General features: G+C 43.8%; 20 protein-coding genes and 4 tRNA genes. 21 read left to right on the top strand and 3 right to left on the bottom strand.

Going from position 1 to position 25,824, the window contains the following annotated elements; translation table 11 throughout:
* Positions 1-5: 5 nt before the first annotated feature.
* From HXT23_RS04960 to HXT23_RS04940, 5 genes are all read left to right on the top strand, one after another.
* Positions 6-1,817, top strand: coding sequence for a SpaH/EbpB family LPXTG-anchored major pilin (locus HXT23_RS04960; protein ID WP_422112777.1), 1,812 nt, complete (start codon positions 6-8; stop codon positions 1,815-1,817).
* A 413-nt stretch (positions 1,818-2,230) separates the two neighbouring features.
* Positions 2,231-3,139, top strand: a complete 909-nt coding sequence (locus tag HXT23_RS04955; protein ID WP_422113088.1) for a class C sortase — start codon at positions 2,231-2,233, stop codon at positions 3,137-3,139.
* Positions 3,140-3,367: 228 nt separating this feature from the next.
* Positions 3,368-4,762, top strand: a complete 1,395-nt coding sequence (locus HXT23_RS04950; protein WP_422113087.1) for an FHA domain-containing protein — start codon at positions 3,368-3,370, stop codon at positions 4,760-4,762.
* Positions 4,763-4,957: 195 nt separating this feature from the next.
* Entirely contained in the window at positions 4,958-8,623 is a 3,666-nt protein-coding gene (locus HXT23_RS04945; protein WP_422113086.1) for a helicase, read from the top strand.
* On the top strand, positions 8,620-8,823 hold the full coding sequence (locus HXT23_RS04940; RefSeq protein WP_422112776.1) for a hypothetical protein: 204 nt from the start codon (positions 8,620-8,622) through the stop codon (positions 8,821-8,823). Before HXT23_RS04945 ends, HXT23_RS04940 begins: the two co-directional genes overlap by 4 nt.
* A 39-nt stretch (positions 8,824-8,862) precedes the next feature.
* Here HXT23_RS04940 and HXT23_RS04935 read toward each other — a convergent pair whose 3' ends face one another.
* Together HXT23_RS04935 and HXT23_RS04930 are read right to left on the bottom strand one after the other, a co-directional pair.
* Positions 8,863-9,591, bottom strand: a complete 729-nt coding sequence (locus tag HXT23_RS04935; protein ID WP_422112775.1) for a hypothetical protein — start codon at positions 9,589-9,591, stop codon at positions 8,863-8,865.
* Positions 9,592-9,959: 368 nt separating this feature from the next.
* The gene (locus HXT23_RS04930; protein WP_016636054.1) at positions 9,960-10,136 is read right to left on the bottom strand and encodes an FmdB family zinc ribbon protein; all 177 of its coding nucleotides are present in this window, start codon (positions 10,134-10,136) and stop codon (positions 9,960-9,962) included.
* Between the two features lie 236 nt (positions 10,137-10,372).
* Between HXT23_RS04930 and HXT23_RS04925 the strand changes: the two genes are divergently transcribed.
* The 10 genes from HXT23_RS04925 to fdxA all read left to right on the top strand — a co-directional run bounded on the left by HXT23_RS04925 (position 10,373) and on the right by fdxA (position 17,415).
* Positions 10,373-11,395 carry a hypothetical protein gene (locus tag HXT23_RS04925; RefSeq protein ID WP_422112774.1) on the top strand — a complete coding sequence of 341 codons (1,023 nt, stop codon included), beginning with the start codon at positions 10,373-10,375 and terminating at the stop codon, positions 11,393-11,395.
* A 156-nt stretch (positions 11,396-11,551) separates the two neighbouring features.
* Positions 11,552-11,845, top strand: coding sequence for a co-chaperone GroES (gene groES, locus HXT23_RS04920; RefSeq protein ID WP_004131681.1), 294 nt, complete (start codon positions 11,552-11,554; stop codon positions 11,843-11,845).
* Positions 11,846-12,024: 179 nt separating this feature from the next.
* Positions 12,025-13,119 (top strand): histidinol-phosphate transaminase, encoded by a 1,095-nt coding sequence (gene hisC, locus HXT23_RS04915; protein ID WP_422112773.1) that lies wholly within the window; start codon positions 12,025-12,027, stop codon positions 13,117-13,119.
* 139 nt (positions 13,120-13,258) lie between these two features.
* Positions 13,259-13,340: transfer RNA gene (locus HXT23_RS04910), tRNA-Tyr, on the top strand.
* Between the two features lies 1 nt (position 13,341).
* Positions 13,342-13,413 (top strand) — tRNA-Thr (locus tag HXT23_RS04905).
* A gap of 4 nt (positions 13,414-13,417) precedes the next feature.
* A tRNA-Met gene (locus HXT23_RS04900) sits at positions 13,418-13,491 on the top strand.
* 50 nt (positions 13,492-13,541) lie between these two features.
* The gene (gene rpmG / locus HXT23_RS04895) at positions 13,542-13,712 is read left to right on the top strand and encodes a 50S ribosomal protein L33 (protein ID WP_004114322.1); all 171 of its coding nucleotides are present in this window, start codon (positions 13,542-13,544) and stop codon (positions 13,710-13,712) included.
* A gap of 87 nt (positions 13,713-13,799) precedes the next feature.
* Positions 13,800-15,083 carry an FAD-binding protein gene (locus tag HXT23_RS04890; RefSeq protein ID WP_422112772.1) on the top strand — a complete coding sequence of 428 codons (1,284 nt, stop codon included), beginning with the start codon at positions 13,800-13,802 and terminating at the stop codon, positions 15,081-15,083.
* 212 nt (positions 15,084-15,295) lie between these two features.
* Positions 15,296-16,939, top strand: a complete 1,644-nt coding sequence (locus HXT23_RS04885; protein ID WP_422112771.1) for an APC family permease — start codon at positions 15,296-15,298, stop codon at positions 16,937-16,939.
* Between the two features lie 155 nt (positions 16,940-17,094).
* Positions 17,095-17,415 carry a ferredoxin gene (gene fdxA, locus HXT23_RS04880; RefSeq protein ID WP_004131685.1) on the top strand — a complete coding sequence of 107 codons (321 nt, stop codon included), beginning with the start codon at positions 17,095-17,097 and terminating at the stop codon, positions 17,413-17,415.
* Here the strand turns inward: fdxA and dinB are convergent.
* On the bottom strand, positions 17,412-18,743 hold the full coding sequence (gene dinB, locus HXT23_RS04875) for a DNA polymerase IV (protein ID WP_422112770.1): 1,332 nt from the start codon (positions 18,741-18,743) through the stop codon (positions 17,412-17,414). The genes fdxA and dinB overlap by 4 nt on opposite strands.
* A 127-nt stretch (positions 18,744-18,870) precedes the next feature.
* Here dinB and HXT23_RS04870 point away from each other — a divergent pair, with 127 nt between their 5' ends.
* From HXT23_RS04870 to HXT23_RS04845, 6 genes are all read left to right on the top strand, one after another.
* Positions 18,871-19,809, top strand: a complete 939-nt coding sequence (locus tag HXT23_RS04870) for an EamA family transporter (RefSeq protein WP_422112769.1) — start codon at positions 18,871-18,873, stop codon at positions 19,807-19,809.
* A 119-nt stretch (positions 19,810-19,928) separates the two neighbouring features.
* A tRNA-Ser gene (locus tag HXT23_RS04865) sits at positions 19,929-20,015 on the top strand.
* Between the two features lie 357 nt (positions 20,016-20,372).
* On the top strand, positions 20,373-23,624 hold the full coding sequence (locus tag HXT23_RS04860) for a peptidase (protein WP_422112768.1): 3,252 nt from the start codon (positions 20,373-20,375) through the stop codon (positions 23,622-23,624).
* A gap of 221 nt (positions 23,625-23,845) precedes the next feature.
* Positions 23,846-24,139 carry a metal-sensitive transcriptional regulator gene (locus tag HXT23_RS04855; RefSeq protein ID WP_422112767.1) on the top strand — a complete coding sequence of 98 codons (294 nt, stop codon included), beginning with the start codon at positions 23,846-23,848 and terminating at the stop codon, positions 24,137-24,139.
* Between the two features lie 147 nt (positions 24,140-24,286).
* The gene (locus HXT23_RS04850) at positions 24,287-24,928 is read left to right on the top strand and encodes an IMPACT family protein (RefSeq protein WP_016635654.1); all 642 of its coding nucleotides are present in this window, start codon (positions 24,287-24,289) and stop codon (positions 24,926-24,928) included.
* A 122-nt stretch (positions 24,929-25,050) separates the two neighbouring features.
* Positions 25,051-25,743: an AbrB family transcriptional regulator gene (locus HXT23_RS04845; RefSeq protein ID WP_422112766.1), complete on the top strand. Its 693-nt coding sequence runs from the start codon at positions 25,051-25,053 to the stop codon at positions 25,741-25,743.
* Positions 25,744-25,824 lie beyond the last annotated feature (81 nt).

Raw genomic sequence — 25,824 nt, 5'->3', positions numbered from 1 at the left:
AAAATATGAATAAGTTAACAAGAAAGTGCGTTGCGGCGATTGCGTCGCTCGCGATGGCTGGCACGCTGTGCGTTGCTGGCGCCGTAACAATGGCAAGCGTTGCGTGGGGTGTGCCTAAGCCAGTTATTCCTCAAGGACAGCCGAAACCCCTTGCCGATTCTCCAGATGCGCCGTGGTTTAAGCCTGCTACAGGTGATACCACTCATCAGACAAAGACCGAAGGTACTTTAACGATTAACAAGTATAAGTACAAGAGTGATGGCGACCACAAGGACGGTGGTCTTGATGGTGCAAAGTTTACGCTTACCAAGGTAACCAAGATTGGTACTGATACGCTTAAATACGATGAGTTTTCCACCTGGTCCAAGATTGCTGGCATAGTCGATAAGCTTAACCGCGGTGATGCTACAGGCGTAGAGCTTGGTGCTGGCACTGGCAACGTGTATTATGCAACTACTGCTAACGGTACTGCAAAAATCGAAAACCTCCCAGTCGGCTTGTACAAGGTTGTTGAAACGCCTCCTGCAGGCTATGGCGCTGCAGATAAGACCGAGTTCTACATAACAATGCCTTTGATTGAGACGACGACTGAGGGTAACAATACGACCACCACTTACAATTGGAATAAAACAATAGAACCAAAGAACAAGGATATTTCTAAGACGTTTACCAAGAAGCTAGACAACGGCGAAGGTCATAACTCTGTTCTTGCAAAAGATAAGACGCTTTACTACACGATTAGCGCTTCTGTAAACCGCACCAAGACTGGCGCTTTGACAGCAGACGATCTTAGTGGTTTTGCTGTGTTTGATGATTTCCCGACTGCTGCGTTTACGTCACCAACTGATGCCAGCAAAGCTGTTGATTCTGTGAAGATTGGCACGGGTAAGGATGATAAACTCACTGTGACCGATGATTATACCGTTTCTATCGTGGATTCCTCATCGTCTGATGCAAACGAAAAGAAGAGTCTTGACAATGACCGCAAGCGTATCTTAGTTAAGTTTACGCCTGCTGGCTTAGGGAAGATTGCTGAAAAGCTGAATGCTGTTACCAACGGCCAAGACCCTAAGGTAGACGTTACTATTAAGCTCGACCTTAATGCGGATTACCAGGGCGGAGATGTTCCTACTGGGGATAAAAAGAGTACGACCAACGTTGAAGTCAAAAACAAGTCTGGTTTCTTCCCAGCAAGCACTAAGAGTACGCCAGATGCAGATAAGCCAGGCCCAATCGTTTCTGGTGATGATGATAAAGGTACTTCTACTGTTAAGTATGGCTGGTTTGACGTGTTCAAGTACGACGCGGCAGAAGAAAGCAAGGAAGCATCGAAGAGGACTGGTCTTGCTGGCGCTGAGTTTAGGCTTTTCAACAGCAAGGAGAAGGCAGAAGCTTGCGCTAAGGCACTTACTGAAGAACAAAATAGCGCCGATGGTAACGCTCAAGTTAACTGCAACGCTGCCTCTTCTACGTTTAAGGGCGAAGAGGCTACAACTCAAGCAAACACTGGCAAACTGAAGGCGCCTGTTAAGGTTCAAGCTGACACGGATATTTTCCTTGTTGAGGTTAAAGCTCCAGGCGACTACATGCGCTTGCCTAGAGTTGAGACTGTTAGGGTAGAAGAAGGCAAGACCACGACTGTACCGTTCTCTAACACAAAGAAGAGTGCTACAGGCCCTTGGACATGGTTCAACCTTCCTGCAACTGGTGCTGCTGGCGTGATTCTGTTTGCGCTTGCTGGCATGGGCTTGATTGCAGCAAGCGTGTTCCTCTACATGCGCAATCGCAAGGAAGAAGAACAGCAGGCAAAAGCCTGATGGGCGTGATTGGCAAACGCTGAATTATGTGGCGTTTGGTTTAATCAGGCAAAAGATTAGAGCACTTTGTACCAGAAGACACGCTGCAGCGTTTAAAACAAAATGCATTGAGCCTTTTGTTTCTACGCTGGCGTGTCCTGGTACAAAGTGCCTAAATCTTTTTGCGCTGTAATTGCGCAAATACGCCAAACTAGGTAGAGATTCGAGATTTTTCGCCGCTATCGAGGCGTATCGTTAGCGCGGTCTAAGCGCTATTCCTTACGGCTATTAGTAGCCGTAAAGCTGATTTGGCATGTAAAGTCCACTGGACTTTACATTTGAGCCAAATCACGCTTTGAAGGAGCTTGAAATGCGTTATGCAATTTCAAGCTCAGTCAAAGCGCCCATGCAAGTCGATTCGCATTGGAGTAGGAATGAAGCCTAATAAGAAGGAAAAGCAAGCAAAACGCAAAAAATCGCATTTGCGTCGTATCTTAGAGCCAATCGTTCTAGCGCTTGCAGCAATCCTATGCTTCACGTATCCAGTGGCGTCAACGCTGTGGAATAATCATGCGTCTAAGCAGCTTTCTGCCATTTACGACAAGCTTAGCCGCGAGCAGCCTAAAGATGCGCGTGCAATTAGCTTAGACAAGGCGCGCGAGTATAACGCGCATCGCAACGCGATTTTTACGGCAGATCCATATAACGGCACGGACGATTTTAAAAAAACGCCTGAGTATAAAAAGTACGATAGCGTGCTGGATGAGCCAATGGGCATTATGGGAATCGTAAAAATACCGAAGATTGGCGTTAAGCTGCCGATTTATCACGGCAGTTCGCAAGATGTTTTAGCGTATGGAGCTGGTCACCTATATGGCACGGATTTGCCAGTAGGCGGCAAAAACAGGCATTCGGTTATTACGGCGCACACGGGTTTGCCGCATGCCACTATGTTTGACGACTTAATTTATCTTAAAAAAGGCGATTTTTTCTATTTGGATATTCAAGGCGAAACCTTAAGATACAAGGTGTTTCGCATTAGCGTTGTAGAACCTAACGACATAAGCTTGTTGCAGCGCGAGAAGGGGCGCGATTTGGTGACTTTGCTTACTTGCACGCCGTACGGTGTGAACTCGCAAAGGCTGCTGGTAACGGGGTATCGCGTGCTGCCCGATCTTGTTAAGGCGCCAGACGACAAGTTGCAGTGGCCGCTTTGGATGACGCTGTTTGTTATTGCGCTTGTTGGGTGCGCGGTGATTCTTGCGACTATGGTTGTTACAGATGCTAAAAGAAAGCGCGGCAAGCTTGATTTACACGCTAAGCATTTATCGATTCTTGCTTAAATCTGCTTTATTTTCCGCTTTTTGTACCATATTTTACCCAAATCACGTACAAAAAGCGGAAATAGTCGACGCATTTTGTACCATATTTTACCCAAATCACGTACATTTTCGGGAAAGATTGCGCAATCGCCATTAGCGCAATATACACAAAGCATGACACAATAGTGTGTAGTGTGTTTTTTGAAGGGAGCAGGTTCCGTGAGTGTTCAACAAACCTTGCAGCGCTGGATGATTACGGTAGGTGGAGTGGAGCAGGCACGCGTTGGCGCGGGTCGGTCTGTAGAAATTGGCAGGAAGCCTATACGCCCTTTGCGCGAAGACGGTTTTATGCGCGTAGACGTAGTAGACAATAAGCGCTCTATGTCTAAAAGACACGCGCTTTTTATTGTTGATGCAAGCGGCGCGGCTACGATTCGCGATTTAAACTCTACAAACGGAACTTACTTGGTTAGCGAAAGCGGCGACTTGCTGCGACTAGACCCAGGCGTTGATTTCCACATGCCAGACAGCATTGTTCGCATGCAATTTGGCGACGTTCCAGTTGATTTTGTGCGCATTGAAGAAAAGGCGCCGCAGGGGAGTGATTCGGGTGCGCAGCCAGTGCGCGATTTGTTCTCTTACGCGCCAGATAATGATATTAAGGAGCCAGACGCTGCGGATTTGTCGGTAGATGATATTCTTGACATTCGCGCGGGGGAGCCAACGGGTGTGTTCCATGCGCAGTCGGTTTCGCGGCCTGATTTGGTTTGGGATAGTCAAAAGCGGCTTAATGATGCTGCTGAGGCAGATGATCTTGGTAGTGCTTCGGCGGGGGATGCTGGTGCGGATGCGGATGATAATGATAATTCTGCTGTAACTTCTGCTGTAACTGACGCTGAGCCTTCGAGTGTTGAGCCTTCAAGTGTTGCGGATGTTGCAAGCGTTCTAGATGTTGCAAGTGTTGCAGAAAGCGTTGCAGAGCAAATTAAGCCTGTTATTGCGGGTCAGGTTGTTTTGCCTGTTGTTCGAGATGAGTTTGAATCGCCTGTGGAACCGCGCAATTTATTTGACGATGCTGCAAATAACGATGCTGCAAATAACGATGTATCTAGTAATGATGTTGCTAGTAGTGATGTATCTAGTAACGATGATGCTAGTAACGATGTTGTTGCTAACGATGTTGTTACTAACGATGTTGTTACTAACGATGATGTTAGCGATGTAATCAATCCTAGCAATGTAAGTGATGCTAACAACATAAGCAATGTAAGTGATGCTAGTGATGCAAGTGACGCTAACAACATAAGTGATGTAAGCGCTACAATCGCAAGCGATTCCGCGCAATTTACACCAGCTTTTGAGCCAGGATCCGTGTTTGAAAAAGTTTCAAATGGCGAATTTAGCGCTCGCAAAGAAGTGGTTTCTGCTGGAGGATTTACATCGGAAGAAGCGCAAAAAACAGACGATTTTGCCGAGCAATTTGAGATGGCAAAGTACCAAGAGTTGCTGCCATTCTTGGCAATGAACACAAATTTGTACGACGATTTGTATGCGTGGCTTTCGGCGCAGGGGAACGCAGACGTGGATCAAGCGTTGGCGCAAAATAGCGGATACAGCGCGTATCGCAATGCAATCGGCTTGTAAATAAGGGAGTTGAGTAGTATGAGCGATAATCAAAATGACTTTATGCACAGCCAGCAAGGCCAGGCAAGTCAGTTAAGCCAGCAAAATCAGCAAAATCTTTCAGATAAGACAGATAAGCCAGACCAGGCAGACCAGGCAGACCAGGCTGCGCCTCGCCAATCTGCACAATCTTTGCGCGCCGAGAAACTCGAGCGCATGAACAAATGGCATGAAAAATACAAGTCGCAGCTTGCTCCTTCTCCGCTAGAAGACATAACAAAACTTTGTGCGCAACTAGAGTTAACTCACGCGCATCCTTCGGGAATCGCCCAGCTTTTTGCCAGTGGAAAGGCCACTCTTCAAGCGCTTTTCCGCGATTCGGGAATGCTGCGCGCGGCAGGTAGAAGGCTAGACAGAGTTTTTGAAGACAGAGACAACAAAGCTCACGAAAATGGCGTTTCGGAGCTTTCGCTTGTTGTTGGAGTTGCGTCTTGGAGCGGCAATCATGTGCCAGTTTTAACATACCCAGTACGCGTTTTGCGAGAAGCTGGAAAAGACGAGACGGCTGCAACGATTTACTTTTCGGGAAACGTTCGCCTAAACCACGCTCTTGTTCTTAGGCTGCAAGAAAGAGGCGTGCACCTTAGCGAAGACGCGCTTTTTGATGGCTCAAACTACCAGAGCGGCACGCCAGAAACATCTGCAGTTTTTGACGCGATTTGTGCTGCTGCGCAAAGAGTCTTCCCAGATTTCGACATTGAGCGAGATATTGTGCTCGGTTGTTTTACGGACTCGGGATCTAGATTCTTAGCAGAAAGCGGCCAGATTTTGCGCGCGCTTAAGCTGGGGAACGTTGGAAATACAATGATTGACGCGATTGCGGGAGATGATATTGCCGTTGAATCGCTGGGTGCAAAAGCTACTTCCGACTATTCTCCACTAGATGCAGACCCACACTACGAATATGAAGTTGGCGACGTTAGTAACGCTGTGCGATACGCTGCAGGAATGGCGGCAAATGGCGCTTCTTTGGCAATAGACGCAGATGCTGGATGCGATTCCGCTTTAATCGCAGCTGCAATTTCTTCGCGCTGCGTTCTTGCAGGAAAATCCGTTTTGTACGTTCCAAACGTTATGGAGCAGCAGCGCCGATTCCGCCACGCTCTTAGCGCAAACGAGATTTCTTCGCTTTCGCTAGACGTTTCGGATTCACATCTTGCTAAGCACGTTGATTCGCAACTTATAGCGGCAGTTGGGTCTCGCCAAAGCGTTGCTTCTAGCCGCTTTGAGCAAGTTTGCGACGAGCTTGTTGGCGTTAAAACGCGATTAAACCGCTACTTGGGAGATTTGCACGGAGTAAACGAGCGATGGGGTGTCTCCGCTTATCAGACTATGCAAAATCTTGCAGGAATCGCCATGCTGCCTACGCATCCTTGCACGCATGTTCGTCTTAGTGTAGATGCTGCGCGCTCGCTTTCTGGTCATTTAGACGAGTGGGCACAAAAGCTGCACGAGGCAGATTCTCTTGGTGAATTTACTACTAATGCCGAAGATACGCCGTGGTTTGGTGCTTCGCTGTTTAGCGAGAACGAGGCTGTAACAGTGTATCAGCGCGTTGTAGACGTTCTTACAAAGCTTTTGCCAGCCGCGCGCGAGCACGTTAAGTCAACTGTGCAAAATTGCGGTTTCCCTATTCCTTCTACGGCGCGAGAATGGGGTAGACAGGTTACGGTTCTAAAGAATCTTCGCCGCGTTTTAGACGTTTTCCAGCCAGATATTTTTGAGCGCGATCTTAACGCAATGATTGAAGCGAGCAAGCCTAAAGCAGTTCGCAAGCGCGAAGGCACGCCAATGGGCTTTTGGGAGCGCAGGCATCACATTAAAGAAGCGCGCAGCCTTTTGCGTGTTGGCGCAAAGGTAGACGATCTTCACGAAGCGTTAAAGATTGTTGCCGCGCAAGCTGCGCAATGGCGTACTTTTGTGCCTCATGGCGGTTGGCCAGTATTGCCTCCTAAGCTAGACGAAATCGTTAGCACGCAGGAGCTTTTAGACCGTAATCTTGTAGCGCTTAACGCTGTGCTTTCTACAACGCGACTTGGCGCAGACCTTGAAAACATTGAGTTTACTAAGCTTGACGAGCGCTTGCAAGCCTTGCACGATAGTCGCGAATCTTTAGACACGCTACCAGGTAGGTGTGTTATTGAGCGTGAATTGCGCGGCGTTGGTTTAGAAGATCTTGTTTGCGACTTGCGTAGGCGTAAAGTTACGGGCCAGGCCTTAGATGGCGAGCTTCATCTAGCTTGGTGGACTACCGTTTTTGAAGATATTGTTAATTCCTCCGAGATTATATCTAATCAAGACGGCTCCGCGTTGCAAGACGCTTCCGATCGTTTTGTTCAAGTAGACACGGAGCATGTGCGTTCCGTAGGGCCAATGGTTCAGCAAGAAGCACTTAAAAAGCTTTGCGACTTGCTTTTTGCGCGTTCTCAAGAGGCAAATCAGCTTCACACTGCTCTTGCAAGCAATGGTTCGGGTGTAACTTTTGCTAAGTTGATGAACTCCTACCCAGATTTGCTGCTTGCTGCTAAGCCGATTCTGGTTGCAATGCCGTCTACTTTAACTATGATGACTGAGTTTAAGCCGATTGTAGACGTTGTGATTATTGATTCTGCAGAGCATATTAACAACATTGAGCTGCTTAGCATTCTTGCGCGCGCACGCCAAGTCGTTGTTATTGCGCACAAGCAAACTGTTAGCTCGCAAAGCGTAAGTGACCTTATTAGCGTTTTGCCTACTGTTTGCGTTAAGTCGCGAGCAACCAGGCGGTCCGCGTATCTTGCCGATTTTCTTGAAAATCACGGCTACGGCGTGCTTAGACACGATGTTCCTGTAGAAAAAATGCAAGGCAAGGTTAAGCTTCATCAAGTAGAAGCCGCTGGCGTTCCAGTTATGGCAACTGGTCTTATTGAAAGCAGCCAGCGCGAGATTGATGAAGTTGTGTCTTTGATTAAGCAGCGCGCTAAGACTTTTAGCGTTGTTCCTTCTAGCTACGTGCTTGCAGTTGTGACTCTTACAAGCGTGTTTAGAAACAGGCTTGGAGTGGAGCTTAAGGCGTTGGCCGTTAAAGACGAAAATATGGGTAGATTCCTTAGGCATGTTCGACTTGTAAGCGTAAACGAGGCTGTTGGTGCATACGCAACGGATGTTATTCTTTCGCTGTGCTACGCAAAGACTTCGCACGGAAGGCTTTTGCAGCAGTTTGGAGTTTTGGAAGAAGAAGGCGGAAAGTCCATGCTTCTTGACTCCTTGGCTTTGGCTAGAAGAAATTTGGACATTGTTTGCGCATTTAAGTCTAGCGATATGGAAGATGATCGTTTGCATCAAGACGGACCTAAGCTTCTTAAGGATTTGCTTACTTGGGCGCAGAATTTGGACGATGATCCAGTTGATGCAGTAAATGCAGCGGTTGCTGTCGATTCTGCTGATTCTGCTGACGCGGGCGAAGCTGCAAAATCGCAAGCTGCTGGCGATTTTTCCGCAAACGGCTTTAGTAACGTTTTGTTTGCGGATTTGGCAGAACGAATTCGCTCTCGCGGCCTTAATGTGGCAGTAAACTACGGTTTTAGTGAAGATCATAGTATTCCTCTTGTTGTTGGTTTGCCAGATAAGCCGTTTGCTTTGGCCGTTCTAACTGACGATGCGTGTTTTATGAGCCTTGAGTCTACTCGTGAGCGCAATCGCATACTCGCTCAAGATTTGGAGTATCTTGGCTGGTCTGTTATGAACGTTTGGAGCGTTGGAGCATTCGTTAATCCCGAAAAAGAAGTTGAGCGAATTGTTTCTAGAATTGGCGAGCTTTATAAAAGCGGCGAACAGCAATGAGCGAATACAACGCTAATCGCAGGTGTTCTAGGGGCCATTCGCGCGTGGTTCGTAAAGGGCCTGAGCTTTTTGATGCGGACGGCGTAAAGCAAGAGTCGGGCGACGCTCAAACGATTGAGCAGCGCGCAAAAGATGACGATAATCGTATTCTTAGCGAGCTTCCTCCTCATTGGGCGGTTTTTAGCGAACGCGGTAGATAAACTTTGCATAGCGGCTGGCATGCGTTTATTTATTGCTTGCTAGTTTTGCACAGCTATTACCGCAAGGTTTGGAATAATCGCTTGCGTGTTTATGATTTGCAACGCGTTTTCTGCTGGCATTGCTAGCAGTGCGCTTTGTGCAGAATTATTTACGTTAACAACGATTACGTTGTTAACAAGCGAAACGTTTTTGTCTTGCAAAGTAATGTTATCGGAAAAACTGGCGTCGCTAGATGTTTCTATTTGTGTTGGATTTGTTGAATGATTGGCTGTATTTAAGCTGTTTGGAACTTTGCTAAACGCTATAGAAATAACGTCTCCTGTCGCAAGGCTGGCGCTACTGCTTGCAAGATTAACCGAAATCGTTGTAAAGCCAGGCGGAATTTTTGTTTGCTTTGTAACTTGATTGCTAAAAATCGGCGTTCCGTATTTAATGTTGCACGCAGCAATAATAGAGTTTTTAGAGGAATTGTTTATAGAAGTTTGGTTAAGAACATTGTTAAAAACGCTGCTTTTAGGCACGTTAACGTAATGCAGGTCACTTTGTTTAATCACGCTGCCTTTTGCTATGTTTCTAATGGCTACTGGCACGCTTTGAGTAGCTTGAAACGTTGAAATAAGGTGTATTGAAAACAATGTTGCAACACTTATAAAAAATATTGAAAGCATGTTTAAGGTTTGCGCCCTTTTTCTGCGCTTTATAAGCTCTACTGGCATCTTGTTTTCCGCGTTGTAGCCAACCGTTTTTAGTAAAAATGATGTACGCATATAAGCATCATTTATCACGCGTAGTGCTTTTGCAAGCTTTTTTGTGCAATGTGGTTAAAGGCTAGCTTAGATGGGGATTTTACGAGGATTTTATGCACATATAAACATTTTTGATTAAGTTTAATAGTTACTTACGCACATATACACATAAATAGCCATTTTTGATTGGTATTAATCCACATATCAACATATATCAATATAAGTGATTACTAACATACGCACGCATGCGCAGCAAAATAAACGCCACTTACGCACATAAGCACATAAGTGGCGTCATAAATTTTCAATTTATTCACATACACACATAAGTTGCGTCATATTTTTTCACTTATGCACTTATGCACAAATTTTAATGGGTTATTTGCACGTTACTTATCGGTGCGGTAGAATCCGCTACCCTTAAAGTTGATTGGTGGTGCGCTAAAAACCTTACGAACTTCTTGCTTTCCGCACTTTGGGCACACGGTAATTGGCTCATCTTCAAACGATTGATGCTGTGAAAAATCATATCCGCATTGCTTGCAACGGTAATGATAAGTAGGCAACGGTTCCTCCAATCTATAATTCCATCACATATCCTAGCTCATAATACCGCCTCATTAAAGCGGCTAATCGCTAATCGTAAACGCTTTTTTGTTTGTAAAATTTTGCGAAACAATCGCAAAAAATCCGACACGCCGACTTATTTTTAGCCTTTACATCCTTAATGCACTTTATATTTGTACGTATGGGTTATGAATCGGTGAGCGCGTTAACGGTATTGATCATCATCGTAGCCTTAATGTTTGGTTGGTTGCCTAAACGCACTGAAAACAGCATGAAGTCAATGCTGGAGCACAGCGAAGATAGGTATTCACCTTCGTTGCACATTGTGGATTATAGCAGTGATTCGCTTTTCCACGCGTGTAGCGGCACGATGGCGAAAGGGGTTGGCATGCAGCCGTCGAAGATGCAAGCGAATACAAAGCCTAACAATGGCAAGTTCAGTCGCAATGGCGTGAACGCTAATAAACATAAGTGCGCTAAGCAGTTTAATGGTGCTTTTACGCCTGCACACGTTGCCCGTATTCGCGCGCTTCGTCGTGCAGCAATCCGCCGTCGCCGTGCGTTGGTGCTTTCTCTAGCGTTTTTAACTCTTGTTGTGTTTGCTGCGGGTCTTTCTGGCCTTTATAGTGCGTGGTTTGCAATCATTCCTCTTGCTGCTGTTTGCACTGTTCTATATTTTGGTTCTATGGCTGCTAAGCAAGCGCGCAAGTGGGAAGCAAAAGTTGCTTTGTATAACAAGCGTTCTGCAGCTTTTAATGATTCTGTTGTGGAGCCAATTTTTGACGCTGCTGTAAACTCAGTTGTTGAAAATGCAGAAAACTCACAGCATGCCGAAAATCCAGACAACACAGAGACTTCGGTTATGCAACAGCGAGATATAAGCATGGCTTTAGCTGGATCAAGCAGTAAAGAGGTGGCAAAAAGCGCGGTTGCTGGCGATTTTTCCGCTGCTAATGATGCGCGCTCGCAAGCCGATGCCTCCAACTCTAACCAAGATCTTATATCGTTCTCGTTTGGCGATGATTCTAGTGATTTTGGTGCTAATGGCAAAAATGCGGGTCCGCAAAGCTTAGAGATAAAGTCCACTAAGCAAGTTACTAAAGCGATTTCAACAGACGATTCAAACGAATCGGCGGCGGCTTTCGATTCAAGCAAAGTCTCTGAAGTGTCTGAAGTTACTGTAGAGCCTCCAGTTAGCACAAAAGACTCGCTTGGTAAAGCCGATTTAAGGGATGTTTTGGCTCGTCGCGCTGCTTAAAGTTTGTAAAAATTTTCTAAAATTTTAGCACTCTAGTTGGTAGAGTGCTAAAAACGCGCTATTATAAGGTTCAGTGCTCGATAGTTTTGACGTGATCGTCAGCCTCGTCAACATTATTCGCGCAAAGGTTACATTTCTCTAGAAAGAGGTACCGAAGTGTCGATTAAACTCACACCTTTGGAAGATAAGATTATTGTTAAGCAAGCTCAGGCAGAAACTCAAACTGCTTCTGGCTTGTACATTCCAGATAATGCTAAGGAAAAGCCACAGCAGGGAGAGGTTTTGGCTGTTGGCCCAGGCCGCCGTGACGATAAGGGCGAGCGCATCCCTATGGATGTTAAGCCTGGAGACAAGATCCTTTACTCCAAGTATGGTGGCACAGAAGTTCATTACGAAGGCGAAGATTACTTAATCGTTTCGTCTCGTGACGTTCTTGCAATCCTTGGCTGATTTTATTACTCGCTTGGCTAATTACTTGTATTAGTCAAGTAATATAAAGCTATTTAGCGCTGAAAATGACGGTTTACCGCTGTTTTCAGCGTTTTTGTTTAATCGTTTAGTGTGTCTGATTTGTTTTAATACGTCTAATAATTTATTTAATTTGTTTAAGACGCGACTATTATAAAATCATGGATTACAAACATCGCAGTATTTTAGATACTTTGCCAAATTACAAGCAAGGTAAACCAGCGCCCGCATTAGACGGCATTCGCGCATATAAGATTTCTAGCAACGAAAATCCATTTGAGCCGTTAGAAAGCGTGAAAAGCGCCATTTCTAGCCGTGCGCTTGGGGTTATTAATCGTTATCCAAACATGCGCGGAACAGAAGTCGTAGAAGAGTTAGCTAAAAAGTTTAACGTTACTCCAGACGAGGTTGTTCTTGGATGCGGCTCTACAGAGGTTATTACGCAACTTGTAAATCTTGTTGCAGGCCCTGGAGACGAAGTTATATACCCGTGGAGAAGCTTTGAAGCGTATCCGATTATTGTTACTGGTGCTGGCGCTACAAGCGTTAAAATCCCTAATCGCGCAGATGGGCCGCACGATGTAGATGCAATGATTGATGCGATTAATGAGCGCACTCGTCTTGTTATTTTGAACAATCCAAACAATCCAACGTCTGCATCGCTTTCAGACGAGGAAGCTAGACGAGTGCTGGATGCTGTTCCAAGCAATGTTTTGGTGCTTATTGACGAAGCTTACGTGCAATTTAACAACGCAAAGGGTACGGCGGATGGCATGCAACTCTACCGCGAATATCCAAACGTTGTTGTTGCTCAAACATTCTCTAAGGCTTACGGTTTGGCTGGTTTGCGCATTGGCTACGCTATTGCAAACGCGCAAGTCGTAGATGGTATGCGAAAAGTGGCTGTTCCGTTTGGTGTAAGCCAAATTGCACAAGTGGCTGCTCTTGCGTCTTTGGAGAGTGAAGCGCTTGCAGAAATGCGCAATCGCGTAGATGCGCTTGTTAAGGAGCGTAACCGCGTTGTGAGCGGTTTGCGAGAGCAAGGGTGGAATGTTGCCGAGCCATACGCAAACTTCTTCTGGATGCCGTTTGGCGAAGATACAGAGCGAGCTAATCAGCGTTTTGTTGATGCAGGTCTTTCTGTGCGCGCGTTTGCTGGAGAAGGTATTCGCATTACAATCGCAGAAACCGAGGCAAATGATCGCGTACTTAAAGTGTGCGAGTCTTTAAAGAAAGATGGTTTTTCGCTTAAATAGCAGATAAATAATCGCATTTTTTAGATGCATTTAGATGTGATTTTTGCTTTCGGCGTGTCTTGAACTTGCATTAGTCGCGCGTTCGTGGCAAAATAACAAAGTTGCCGTTTGGAGATATTCTTCTCCGCACGGAAACGTTGGCGGGTTACCAGAGCGGCCAAATGGGACTGACTGTAAATCAGTTGCTTCGTGCTTCAGTGGTTCAAATCCACTACCCGCCACGCCTCGATAGCTCAGTGGTAGAGCACTTCCTTGGTAAGGAAGAGGTCGTGAGTCCGATTCTCACTCGAGGCTCTCTGGCGGGGTAGCTCAGCTGGCTAGAGCGTACGACTCATAATCGTAAGGTCAAGAGTTCGAGTCTCTTCCTCGCTACAATGGCCAGCAGGAGTTGGTCAACATACAATATTCTAGAGGTGAACAAAATGGCAAGTAAGAGCGCAGACATCCGTCCAGGCATTACGCTTGCATGCACGGAGTGCAAGGAGCGTAATTACATCACGACGAAGAATCGTCGTAATACGCCTGATCGCCTTGAGTTGAGCAAGTTCTGCCCACGCTGCGGCAAGCATACTCTCCATCGCGAGACTCGCTAAAAGCGTGAACTTCGGCGAAGTTTTATAGCTTTATTACCCCGCGTTTTGCGGGGTTTTTTGTTATTTATTGCTGTTAGGATTAATCGTATGAGTATGCAATCATCCTTATTGGAATCTGATAATCCAACTTTTGCAAATCTTACAACAATTGGTGTTGGCGGTTCTATTGCTCGTTTTGTAGAGCCTACTAGCAGAGTGGCTGTTATAGAAGCTGTAGAAGACGCAGATTGCGCTGGATTGCCGCTTTGTGTTATTGGTGGCGGGTCTAACATGCTTGTAAGCGACGAGCCGTTTAACGGAGTTGTTGTGCGCGATGCTCGTCGTGAGATTTGCGTTTTAGATGAGGCTGCTCCTGGCATAGACGGCGTTGATAAAACTAGCGGAGATTTTTTGGTTCACGTTAGTGCGGAAGCTGGTTGCAATTGGGATGATTTTGTGTCTCACACTATTGAGCTTGGATTGCAAGGCGTAGAAGCGCTATCTGGGATTCCTGGAACGGTTGGAGCGTCTGTTGTACAAAACATTGGCGCATACGGTGCGGAAGTTGCGCAAAGCGTTGAATCTGTAGAAGTTTGGGATCGTAAAGATAAAACCACTTTTTATATGAATCTTGCAGATCTTAAGTTTGGCTACCGCACGTCTGTTCTCAAAAAAAGCATGTATAAGGCGCCTGGTGTTGCTGCTGATTGCTTCTTCCCAACGCCTAGATACGTTGTTTTATCTGTTACTTTTTGCTTAAAACATTCAAAAACGGGAGTTGTGGCACATTCGCAGCTTGCTCACGCGCTTGGTGTGCAAGTTGGAGATAGGATGGAAACATCTAAGATTCGTCGCGAAGTTCTGCGCGTTAGAGCGTCTAAGGGCATGCTTGAAGATGCTATGCGCTACGCAAATAAGTGGATGTGCTACGCAAAAAGCGAAAACGGTGTTGAGTATTCGATTAGACTTCAAAATGAAGACTATGCTGCTGGAGATTTGTTAGAAGGCGATTCCAAGTATGCGGACCGCCATAGTTGCGGAAGCTTCTTTATGAATCCGATTTTGACTAAATCTCAAGCAGCTTTGCTGCCAGAAGACGCTCCGCGCTTTGACGCCACTTTGCCAGATGGCTCTAAAGGAGTTAAGACTTCTGCAGCATGGCTTATTGACCATGCAGGATTCCACAGGGGATTTAGACTTACGCAAAGCGATGGCACAAAAAGTAAAGCAGGGTTGTCTTCTTTGCACACTTTGGCGTTGACTAATCGTAGTTGCGCAAAGTGCTCGGATATTGTTGATTTAGCGCGCAAAATCATAGATGGTGTTTACGATTCGTTTGGTGTAAAACTTGTTCCAGAACCTGTTTTAATCGGCGTTAGTGCGGATTGTTAAGACAATTGTTAACACAAATTTAGCATAATTTAACATAATAAATTGCGATTTGTGTTGTGATTTTCCGCTAGACAAAGTACTATGCTCTTTTAATATCGTAAAAATTATTGTTTAATAGCACTTAATGTGTGCTGAACCGTATTTTTTGCGATTTATAACATATAACCCCTTATATGGAATGTTTTAGACGTAGTTTTAGAGAAGGTTGGATTATGCAAATATGGAGAAAAAAGTCTGTTGAGCAGACTATTGCAGAAACAATGGATGGTGATCGCCATCTTAAGCGCACGCTAAATGCTTGGGATCTTGCGGTTATGGGCGTAGCGGTTGCTGTTGGCGCTGGAATCTTCTCTGTTGGCGCTCAAGCAGCTGCATTCCATGCGGGACCTGCGGTGATTATTAGCTTTATTATTGCTGGAATCGTTTGCGGAACGGCTGCAATGTGCTACGCTGAGTTCGCTTCGATGATTCCTGTTGCAGGATCTGCATACACCTTTACGTATACAACAGTCGGCGAGCTTGTTGCTTGGATTATTGGCTGGGATATGATTCTGGAAATGCTTATGGCAGGATCTGTTATAGCCAAATATTGGGGCGTTTATCTTAACGATTTAATGCACTTGTTTGGTCTTAACGTATCTACTTCGGTAAATATTGGCGGTTTTACTTTTGATCTTGCTCCAGTAGCTATTGTTGCGTTCTTTACGATTATGCTTGTTGTTGGAACAAAGCTTTCTGCTCGTTTTGACGGCGCTTTAACAATTCTTAAGATTGGTATTGTTTTGTTCGTTGTTGTTGTTGGATTCTTCTACATTAAGGCTTCTAACTTCACTCCATTTGTTCCACCTGCAACAGACGTTGCTAGCATTAAGGGTATTCACGTTTCTGGCACTATGAGCCAGCCGCTCTGGCAGTGGATTACTGGCATGCAGCCAGCTGTTTACGGCGTTACGGGTATTCTTTCTGGCGCAGCACTTGTGTTCTTTGCATTCATTGGATTCGACGTTGTTGCAACTACGGCAGAAGAAACTAAAGACCCACACAAGAACATTCCTAGGGGCATTGGTCTTGGTCTTTTGATTGTGACTGTTCTTTACATTCTTGTTGCTGTTGTTACAACTGGTATGGTCTCTTACAAGGATTTGGCTAAGCAAGACGCTCCTTCGCTTTCTACGAGCTTTGAGCTTGTAGGCGCAACTTGGGCTGCTAAGATTATTTCCCTTGGAATTGTAATCGGCTTAACAACTGTTGTTATGGTTCTTCTTTTGGGCCTTACACGTATTGTGTTTGCTGTTAGCCGAGATGGCCTGCTTCCACGTAGCTTCTCTAAGGTTAGCAAGCGCGGAATTCCTGCACGTATTCAGATTGTTTCTGGCATTGTTGTGGCAATAATCGCTTCTACATTAGATATTGGAATTCTTTCCGATATGGTGAATATTGGTACGCTTTCTGCGTTCTTGCTTGTTTCTGCAGGCGTTCCTATTATGCGTATGCGTAGACCTGATTTGCATCGATCCTTTATGGTTCCATGGAATCCAGTTCTACCTATTTTCGCCGCGCTTTCTACGTTCTGGCTTATGCTAAACCTTTCTGTGCTTACATGGATTCGTTTTGCAATCTGGCTTGCAATCGGTTTTACTGTGTACTTTGGCTATTCTTACCGCAATTCTTTGCTTGGAAGGCAACTTCGTAAAGCTAAGAAGCTTGGTGTTCCAGTAGAAACCTTGTTTGCGCAAGATGCTGCTGCTGCAGAAAAAGTTGCGGAAGGCGAGTCGGAAGATCAAGCGCGAGCTGAGGCAGCTCAAGAGGTAGCTCAAGAGGCGGCTGTTGGGTCTGCTCAAGAGGATGCTCAATAGGCTTTTGCTTTTAGACGTTGATTTTTTGAGACGTTAATTTAACTGTATTGAGTCGGTATGCGATTATGTATGCCGACTCAATGCGTTTTGCACTCGTAACGTGAACTATAATAGAAGAGTTAGTTTATTTTTGGGTGTGAAAGGGGGCGTTTGTTATGCCTTACGTTATTGCAGAACCGTGCGTTGACGTTAAAGATAAAGCGTGTGTTGACGAGTGCCCTGTTGATTGCATTTACGAAGGCGATCGCACGCTTTACATAAACCCTAACGAATGCGTTGATTGCGGCGCATGCGAGCCTGCATGCCCAGTAGAAGCCATCTTTTACGAAGACGATGTTCCAGAAGAGTGGGAATGGTATAAAGACGCTGCTGTTGAATACTTTAACAAGCTTGGCGATTTAGGTGGTGCGCAAGAAGCTGGCCCATCTGGTTGGGATGAGGATCGCGTAGCTGCTCTTCCTAAAAAAGATGCTTAAATGCCCATTTGAGCAGCATTGTTGCCGTACTTTTTTCTTACTGCATCTAATACGTGTTCTGCGTGACTTATTCTTGCATGCGTATTTTTTATTGCGTTTTGCGCAATTTCTGTTGAATTTTTACGCATACCACTTATGGTGTTTTCTCTTTCGTTCTCTTCTAAGATGTCGCTAATCGTAGGCTGAACAAGCGCTTTGCTTTTATCTACAAGATTGCTTACGCTAACGCCAGCAAGCCTGACGGAGCTTAGTAAACAAATATGACTTCCGCCTAATTTATGGTCATGAACTGTTGGATTTACCGATTCTAGTAAATCGCAAGCATGCTTATAAATCTCTGGAGCGCAATCGGTTACGTTTCTTAATGTTTTGCATCTTGTTGCATAGTGCAAATCACTGAATCGCAATTTTAACGTTACTGTTTTTGCCATTGTGTTGCGATTGCGTAATTCTTGCGCCACTTCGTTGCAGCAGTGCCTGATCAGGTTTTTCACTGCTGCAATATCTGTGGTGTCTTTATCAAGAGTGCTTTCTGTTCCAATGGATTTCTCTGGAACGTGGGGCATTACTTGCCGTGTATCAATTCCGCGCGAAGTGTTATAAAGCATTCGCGCAAGAACTTTAGACCCAGCAACTCGTTCCAAAGTCTTCTCATCTACACTTCTAAGCATCTCAATGCTATTTATTCCCCACGTAGCTAGTTTTTTAGCAAGCGCGGGTCCAATTCCTGGTATTGCTCGTAATGGCATTATTGAAACAAAGTCGGCATTGCGATTTTGGGGGATAATCAGCATTCCGTTTGGCTTTGCGTTCGTTGACGCCATTTTTGCGATCAGCTTATTTGATGCAATCCCCACAGAGCAAGTGATATGAAACTTGCGCGCGACTTCGCTTCTTATCCACTCGCCTATGGCGATGGGCGTTTTCCAGCGCAACAACGCGGAACTAACGTCCATGTAACACTCGTCTACAGAAACCTGTTCAACCTTATCTGTGATCTTTGAAAAGACCTCCTTAAAAATCCTAGATGAAATGGAAACGTAATATGGCATATCTACCGGCAGGAAAATGCCATTAGGGCACAAGCTTCGTGCTCGCGCTGTAGGCATAGCGGAATTCACGCCATACTTACGTGCTTCGTAGCTGGCTGCCGAAACTACGGAGCGCGAGCCTGTACCAATAATCACAGGTTTGCCAAGTAACCTAGGATTACGCGCCGCCTCGAGTGATGCATAAAATGCATCCATATCGATATGAAGTATTGTGCAGCCAGACGCATTGCGCCCCCAATCGCGTTTAGCTGCATTAACTCGCGGTGCTGTGCTCATGAATTTATAGTAGAACAAACGTTCGATTTTGTACAATAGTGTGTCGCAATAAGTTTACGAAAAATAAGTGTAAAATACGCAAAATAACTACTGGCAAATATAACTACTGCCGTGTAGGGTATGCTTTATGAAACAAATCATAGTAAACGCGCTAAATCGCATGCCTGTTTTGCTAATCGTTGTTGTAGAAGCTGCAACGGTCTATCTAGCAACGTCTATAGCAAAGGTCGCGTTTAGCCAGCTCGATCCGCTATATTCTGTGTGGTATCGCGTTGGGTTTATGTCTTTGTTTTTGCTTGCTTGGAGAAGACCTTTTTCGCGTAAAAAGCGCGCTCGCAACTCTCTTCCTAAAACATTAAAAGAATGGTTAATTGTTGTTGCAGTAGGCATTTCTGTTGTTCTTATGAACACAATGTTTTATTTAGCTATTAGTTGTATGGCTGTTGGGGTGGCTGTAACTATTGAGTTTGTAGGGCCGCTAATGGTTGCTGTTATAACGGGTAAAACATGGCGAGAGCGCGTTGGAATTGTTATTGCTGCTTGTGGAATTGTGCTTCTTGCAAGCGCGTCTATGCGTTCTAACGAAAGCCCGCATTTTCTTGTTGGATTAGTGGCAATTCTTATTGGCGGATCAATGTGGGGAATGTACATTGTATCTGGGCGCATGCTTGCAAGAGGCTCTAATGCAATTGACAGAGTTAGTATAGCTATTTTAATCGGTTGGCTTTTGCAATCGAGTGTTCTTGGTGTTCCTGCAATTTTGCATGTTGTGCATCCTAAATCTAGTGCAACTTGGGCTGCTCAGCCTTATGGATCTTTGAAACTTCTTGGATTAATGGTTGTTATTGCAACTTGTGCGTCTTTTATTCCAACGCTTTTAGACCAGGTTTTGCTAAAGCGTGTGTCTTCTGCACGGTATTCGGTTATGCAAGCGCTTTACCCTGCGATTGCTGCAATTGTTGGAATGGGATTTGGCGAAATGCCAACGTTGATTGACGTTTGCGGAATGGCTCTAGTTATGTTGGCTGTTGTGATTACATTTTCGGGAGATCATAATCCCGCATAAATATTGCTGTTTGGCTATTAAATCCACTTTTGCGCTTTTGGTGTGTCGCTTAAGCATTGTGCACGTCCTCAAGAGGTGATATAGTCTGAATCTGTTGCTATCTTGAATAGTTACAAAGTGGAGTCATGCCTGAGTGGCCGATAGGGGCACCCTGCTAAGGTGTTAGTCGCGTAAGCGGCTCGAGAGTTCGAATCTCTCTGACTCCGCGGTTTTAGCTCTAAATCGTTGAAAATCAGCGGTTTAGAGCTTTTTGTTTTGATTTTGCACATAGCACCATGGTTGCTATTTTGGCCTATAGACGATATAACCCCTATTTTTCTGATTGCAACATATTCCTATAAACGCGAGTCGCCAGCAACCACCACTACTGTGTATGATTGTGCACAATTGTGTATAACAATGTGGATAACTGCCCTCTAAAATAGCCTTTAACCACATTGAAAGTTTTTTATTTACAGATTGAAATTCCTAAATCATAGTTAGAGCATGAGCGAATTTTTTGTTCATCGTGGCTAGCAAAAACGTTTGTCACGTTAGAGAAAACAACGTTTTAAGGAGTTGATATGGGAAAACATGGATGTAAAGGGATTCCAATCTTTTTACGCAATAAGCGCACGCGAATGTTCTCTTTAATGACAGCGTTGCTGGCGACTATTGCAATTGTTGTTGGGAATGGCGCAATAAATGCTGCTTCTGCAGATATTTTTGGTCAATACTATACGTATAGTGATGCCTGTTCAAAAGTGAGTCCGAGCAAAAAAATTGTAAAAAAAGATGAAGATGGTAATTACGTATTTTGCATTAATACTGGATCAACTGTAAAAGCTGATTCCGATTGGAGAGATATTCCGCTTGATGTTAACAATATTAATGAAATCACAGCAAGAATAGCTAAGTTTGCTATTGAAAATGATTTTACATCCCGAATGGAGGCTGCAGCATATTTAATTCATGAACATTATGATGAAGATAAACGCGGGTGGGAAGAAGCAAAGCGTAGGGGATTTGATACTGCGTTCAACTTAAAGGAAGAAGCCGAAAAACTGTGGAATGAAGTAACCCAAAAAACGCCTAACAGTATGGGATTCAAAATACTTGACCCTTATGCTACCTACTATTCTAAGCACGGTAGAGTAGTTATTGATGCGAATGGTATTGATCTAAACAAGGTTCCCTCTGGCTATGAAAATATAAATTTTAAAGTTACTGCAGTAGGCGATAAGTTGCGTTTTATAAAAGATAAGAAGCAGGTTAAAGAGGTTAAAGATTACATTGGATCTTATAGTACGTTGTATGGAATTGATTGGGTTGCAACAGGAGAAGGCGAAGCAGAAATTAAAGGTGAATACTACATTCCATATTTGCAAAGAAAAGATATAGGGAATGGAGCAGCTTTAATACGAGTAGCAAAAGATGAAAAAGTCAGAGAATTTACAAATGTATTAACAGAGAGAGCACACAGAAAGTTCCAGCCTTCGATTTCTTCTAAGTCGACTGTAAAAGAGTTGAAAGTAGGCGATTCTGTAGAAGATACTGTTACTTCGTCGCTAAAGAATCCTACTGAAGATGAGTGGGTAAGTGGTAAAGACGTTCGTGCTCGTGGATACTACTTTGTTGGTTCTTATAACGATATTATGAAAAAACGCGAAAATAAAAAAGACAAAGTAGAAGAGTATATAAAGGAACTACGAGAAGATAAGAATATTCGTCAAGTTGCTGCAGCCGATGTTTATTTTTCGGGAGAAAATCAAGAAGTTAAAGCGGTTGCGCACGAAGCAAAAGGTGACTTATCTAAAGATGAACTTGCTAGCGCAAAAGTTTATAAAGTGAACAAAGATGATGCAGGATTATTTGGAACGTGGGTTTGGTTTATTGATCCTGGAAATCAAAAAGACGACGTTAGAGAGTTTATTCCAGAAAAGTTTGTTGAAGAATTTGGAAACGTAAATTCAACAGTTTCGCATAAGGCAAAAATATCGATTGAACATGTTAAGAATCTAAAAAATAAAGATACAAATGACGTTTCGGATGCGATAGTTGTTAGTGGTGTTCCAAAAGACTACGGAAAATTTGATGGAAATACCGATTATGGGTTTAGTAAAGATGCAAAGATGAACATTCGTCTTTGGTGGGTTGGAAACAAAGATGGTTCAATGAGCAATGAAAATATGGTAAAGCTTGTTTCTAGCTCGGTTGAAGAGCCTAAAGAAGACGAAAATCATAAGAAAATAGATTCATGGGATGTTCCATTGCGTAATGGAACTTACACGCTTGGCAATGGAAAGATAATTCTTACTCATAACGAGTCTAATAGTAAAGAAGCTGGCAAAGAATCTGGTAAAGATGGCGATAGTGAAGATAACAAGGGCAGTGAAGATAACAAAGAGAACAGAAGTGCTGAGAATAAAAAAGAAAAGTTTGAAAAAGTTGGAGATATGATCGATCTTTTAGATGGCAATACGGCTAAAAGTGGAATGTATGTTTTTGTTTATGAATTCCCAGGTTCTTCTAGAGCGCAAGAGTTTAAGACGTCGTTTAATAACGAAGATAGTAGAAGCTTCTTTGATAGAAATAAGCCTGTTACTGTGACTGTTAATAAGGCGGAGAATGCTAGTGGTAAGGGTGAGCCTGGAAAGAGTGAGCCTGGAAAGCAGGAGCCTGGTAAGGGTGAGCCTGGAAAGAGTGAGCCTGGAAAGCAGCAGCCTGGTGGTTCTAGCGAAAAGCCTGGTAAGCAAGATCCAGGTAATCAGAAGCAGCCTGGTGGTTCTAGCGAAAAGCCTAGTAAACAAGATCCAGGTAAGAGCGAGCCTGTTGGTAGTGGAAATGTTACAGGTAGTGAAGTCGATCCAAAGACGTCTCCTAGTGGTGGCGTTGTAGATAATATTATTTCAAAGCAGAATCCTCAGAATCCGCAAGGTTCTGGTAAGCAAGATAATCCTGGTAATGGTGAGCCTGGAAAGGGTGAGCCTGGTAAGCAGGAACCTGTAAAACAAGATAAGCCTGGAAAAGAGCAGCCTGGAAAGGGTGAGCCTGGTAAGCAAGAGCAGCCTGGTGTGCAAAAGCCTGGTGGTTCTAGCGAAAAGCCTGGTAATCAGAAGCAGTCTGGGACTGGTGAGTCTGGTAAGCAGGATAATCCTGGCGGTTCTAGCGAAAAGCTTAGCGGCACACAAGGTTCTAGTGCGCAGAATGAAGTTGCTGGCACACAGTCTGGCAGAGCGCAAGTTGGCAACAATGCGCAATCTGGTGTAAACGCTGGAGCGAATAATAATACGCTCGGTGCGCAAGTAGATGCTGGGACCAATAATACAGTTCATCAAAATGCAGATGCGACTGCTAAGAGTAATGCTAAGAGTAATGCTAATAACGATAAAATTAATGAAAAAAACAATAAAAAAGATAATCAAAGTAATGTTAATGCGGATTCTCAGCATAAATCTGAGCATGTTGAAGGCAAGGAAGATAGCAAGGAAGGTAAATATACAGCTACTAAATCAGGGGCTATTCAGAGAGGTGATTCTAAGAAGGTTGATACTCATCAAAGCGCTACTCAGCAGGGAGATTCTAAACAGGGAGATTCTCAGTATGGAGATAATCAACAAGTAAGCGACTCTAATGTAGAGCAGAACTCGCAGCCAAATAATCAATATGTAAGTGGAACAAAGAATTCAAAACGGAAACATGCTCGTTTAGGTGCTCGTGTTGGGCATTTAGTAACTACTGGCGTAAAAGTTGAAACAACATTAATGTTCTCTTTGGCCATAGTGCTTATTGCAGGATCTGTGATTTTGGCAAAACGTGTAAGCTGCATTGCATAAAATCTCTCATAAAATATTTGATTCATATGTGCATAAATTTGTAAAAGATGTATATTGAGATATATTAATAAGGTATTAAAACAGATAAATAGTTGCGTTGTATAATATGCATAATTTATTCTATAAACATAGCTTTTTGGTGCTTATAGTTTTGCGTACTATACAACGCACAATTATCATGTAAATAGTATATAAAAGCACTGTTTTCAGATGAGGTTTTTATGAGTGACTACAACATAGACAAAGCAAAGATGCTGGTTCGCTTGCATAGAGTATGTGGACAAGTTCACGCTGTTGAAAATATGGTTGAAAAGGGAGAAGACTACAATAATATTCTTATGCAACTTTCTGCATCTACGGCAGCTCTTAGGGCGGTTGCGCTTATAGTTGCTCATCAAGAAATATCGAAGGCATTAGAAGAGGCGCAAGACGCTGGAAATAAAAATGTTACAGATAAGAAAGTTGCGGAGCTTGTAGACGTTGTAGATCACTTAATGCGCTACGATAAGTCGTGATTTGTGACTTGCGATTTGTGATTTGTGATTTGTAATTCTAGTGGTTGCATATAATCTTTTGTAGCTTTAAGACTGTTTGAATTGAAAACGATTTGAATATTAAATATCGAGTATTCAGCATTGAGTATCGAATATCAAATATCGAATATGAAGAATATGCGAACCGTAACTGATTTATGTGAGAATCCTGCGCACTTTGCTTTTGTGGAAAAGAAGTCCGAATTTATTTCGGATGCTTGCCACGTTTCTAGTGCTGAAGAAGCGCTTGAGTTTGTAGAGTCAATTAGGATGATTCACCCCAAAGCAAGGCATGTTGCGTACGCTGCGATTTACGCAGATAAAAATGGCAGATTGTGCGAGCGTATGAGCGATGACGGCGAGCCATCTGGCACTGCAGGTAAGCCAATTTTAGATGTTATTAGGTCTTCTAATGTTGTAGACGCAGTTGTAACAGTTACGCGCTATTTTGGTGGGATTTTGCTTGGCTCTGGTGGTTTAATAAGAGCGTATTCTGCTTCGGCTGCAGGTGCTATAAAGTCTAGTAAAATAGCGGATATTGTAGAGTGTAATTGTTTTTCTTGCAAAGTTGAGTACTCGCATTTAAGAATGTTTAAGCATTTATTGTTAAAAAATAATGCGGAAATTATAAGCGAAGAATACGGCGTTTCTATTGAATTAACAGTGAGTTTGCCGCGTGAAGAATCAGATAGATTCCTTGAAGCAGTAAAAAATACGTTTTCTGGAGTAATAATTCCAGATTTTTGTGGTGTTTGCACTAGAATTTGCTGATTTTTATTTTAGTGATTCTTGTTTGATTCTTATTTGACACTTGTTTGATTCTTGGTTTTAAGATTTGTGTTACAAAGCTGATAGATTATATAAGTGATTAAGCAAAGGTTGGTGAGTCGTTTATGAATGATACGCAAAAGCTTAATGGCGTTGAGCAAAACGATGATTTAGGCAATGGTGCAAGCCGCGATTTATCTATTGAATCTAATGATTCTAGCAATTTATATGAGCCGTTAACCGCGGTGTATGAGCATTTAAGGCATTCCAGTGATTCTAAAGAATTGCATGAATTTGCTGTAAAAGAGTTGCCAGATAGGTCTGATCAGGCAGGATTTTCTAGAGCGACTGCACTCTTGGAAGCTGTAGCAGGCAATTCAAACACTCCAGAAGAAGATCGCATTCACTTAGCAACAGTAATGCCATTCCCGAATATCTTGGTTAAGCTTTCTCAAGACGAATCAAGTAATGTTCGCTTAGCTGTTGCAAAGAACGAAAATGCTAAGAATTGGCTAGTTGGAAGGCTTACTAAAGATTCTTGTGCACAAGTTAGAGATGCCGCTTTGTGCAATCCGCGAACATCTTGGAAAATGCGATTAGAAGGTGCGCAAATAAATGGTGTTAGCACAAAAACGTTGGATTACTTGGCTTCTCTTGGTGCAAGCGAAGAAAGTGACGATTCTCCTGTGCTCTCTGCAATGGTAAGAAGAGCAGTGGCTCTTAATCCTGGTGTGTCGCAGCCAACTTTGATTGCTTTGTCTAAAGATAAGGACTCGGATGTCTCGCTTGCTGCGTCAAAAGTCTTAAATAAGTCTTAAATATAAAAATAAGTCTTGAGTATAAAAGTAAAATGAATAATAATTGCATACGTTTGCATTAAAACCCCACAAATAGACTCG

Origin of the sequence: Gardnerella sp. DNF00257, from assembly GCF_049262745.1 — a bacterium.
In the GTDB taxonomy this organism is placed as follows: Bacteria; Actinomycetota; Actinomycetes; order Actinomycetales; family Bifidobacteriaceae; genus Bifidobacterium; species Bifidobacterium piotii.
The sequence above is the reverse complement of the archived record's forward strand: the minus strand, read 5'-3'. Positions and strand labels throughout refer to the sequence as shown.

What these genes read in the sequence shown, in the direction of transcription:
- rpmG (WP_004114322.1), top strand. Translation starts at nt 13,542, where the DNA reads ATGGCAAGTAAGAGCGCAGACATCCGTCCAGGCATTACGCTTGCATGC.
- HXT23_RS04925 (WP_422112774.1), top strand. Translation starts at nt 10,373, where the DNA reads ATGTTTGGTTGGTTGCCTAAACGCACTGAAAACAGCATGAAGTCAATG.
- HXT23_RS04855 (WP_422112767.1), top strand. Translation starts at nt 23,846, where the DNA reads ATGAGTGACTACAACATAGACAAAGCAAAGATGCTGGTTCGCTTGCAT.
- HXT23_RS04955 (WP_422113088.1), top strand. Translation starts at nt 2,231, where the DNA reads ATGAAGCCTAATAAGAAGGAAAAGCAAGCAAAACGCAAAAAATCGCAT.
- dinB (WP_422112770.1), bottom strand. Translation starts at nt 18,743, where the DNA reads ATGAGCACAGCACCGCGAGTTAATGCAGCTAAACGCGATTGGGGGCGC.
- HXT23_RS04885 (WP_422112771.1), top strand. Translation starts at nt 15,296, where the DNA reads ATGCAAATATGGAGAAAAAAGTCTGTTGAGCAGACTATTGCAGAAACA.
- fdxA (WP_004131685.1), top strand. Translation starts at nt 17,095, where the DNA reads ATGCCTTACGTTATTGCAGAACCGTGCGTTGACGTTAAAGATAAAGCG.
- HXT23_RS04850 (WP_016635654.1), top strand. Translation starts at nt 24,287, where the DNA reads ATGAAGAATATGCGAACCGTAACTGATTTATGTGAGAATCCTGCGCAC.
- HXT23_RS04860 (WP_422112768.1), top strand. Translation starts at nt 20,373, where the DNA reads ATGGGAAAACATGGATGTAAAGGGATTCCAATCTTTTTACGCAATAAG.
- HXT23_RS04940 (WP_422112776.1), top strand. Translation starts at nt 8,620, where the DNA reads ATGAGCGAATACAACGCTAATCGCAGGTGTTCTAGGGGCCATTCGCGC.
- HXT23_RS04960 (WP_422112777.1), top strand. Translation starts at nt 6, where the DNA reads ATGAATAAGTTAACAAGAAAGTGCGTTGCGGCGATTGCGTCGCTCGCG.
- hisC (WP_422112773.1), top strand. Translation starts at nt 12,025, where the DNA reads ATGGATTACAAACATCGCAGTATTTTAGATACTTTGCCAAATTACAAG.
- HXT23_RS04950 (WP_422113087.1), top strand. Translation starts at nt 3,368, where the DNA reads ATGATTACGGTAGGTGGAGTGGAGCAGGCACGCGTTGGCGCGGGTCGG.
- HXT23_RS04935 (WP_422112775.1), bottom strand. Translation starts at nt 9,591, where the DNA reads ATGCGTACATCATTTTTACTAAAAACGGTTGGCTACAACGCGGAAAAC.
- HXT23_RS04870 (WP_422112769.1), top strand. Translation starts at nt 18,871, where the DNA reads ATGAAACAAATCATAGTAAACGCGCTAAATCGCATGCCTGTTTTGCTA.
- HXT23_RS04945 (WP_422113086.1), top strand. Translation starts at nt 4,958, where the DNA reads ATGAACAAATGGCATGAAAAATACAAGTCGCAGCTTGCTCCTTCTCCG.
- HXT23_RS04890 (WP_422112772.1), top strand. Translation starts at nt 13,800, where the DNA reads ATGAGTATGCAATCATCCTTATTGGAATCTGATAATCCAACTTTTGCA.
- HXT23_RS04845 (WP_422112766.1), top strand. Translation starts at nt 25,051, where the DNA reads ATGAATGATACGCAAAAGCTTAATGGCGTTGAGCAAAACGATGATTTA.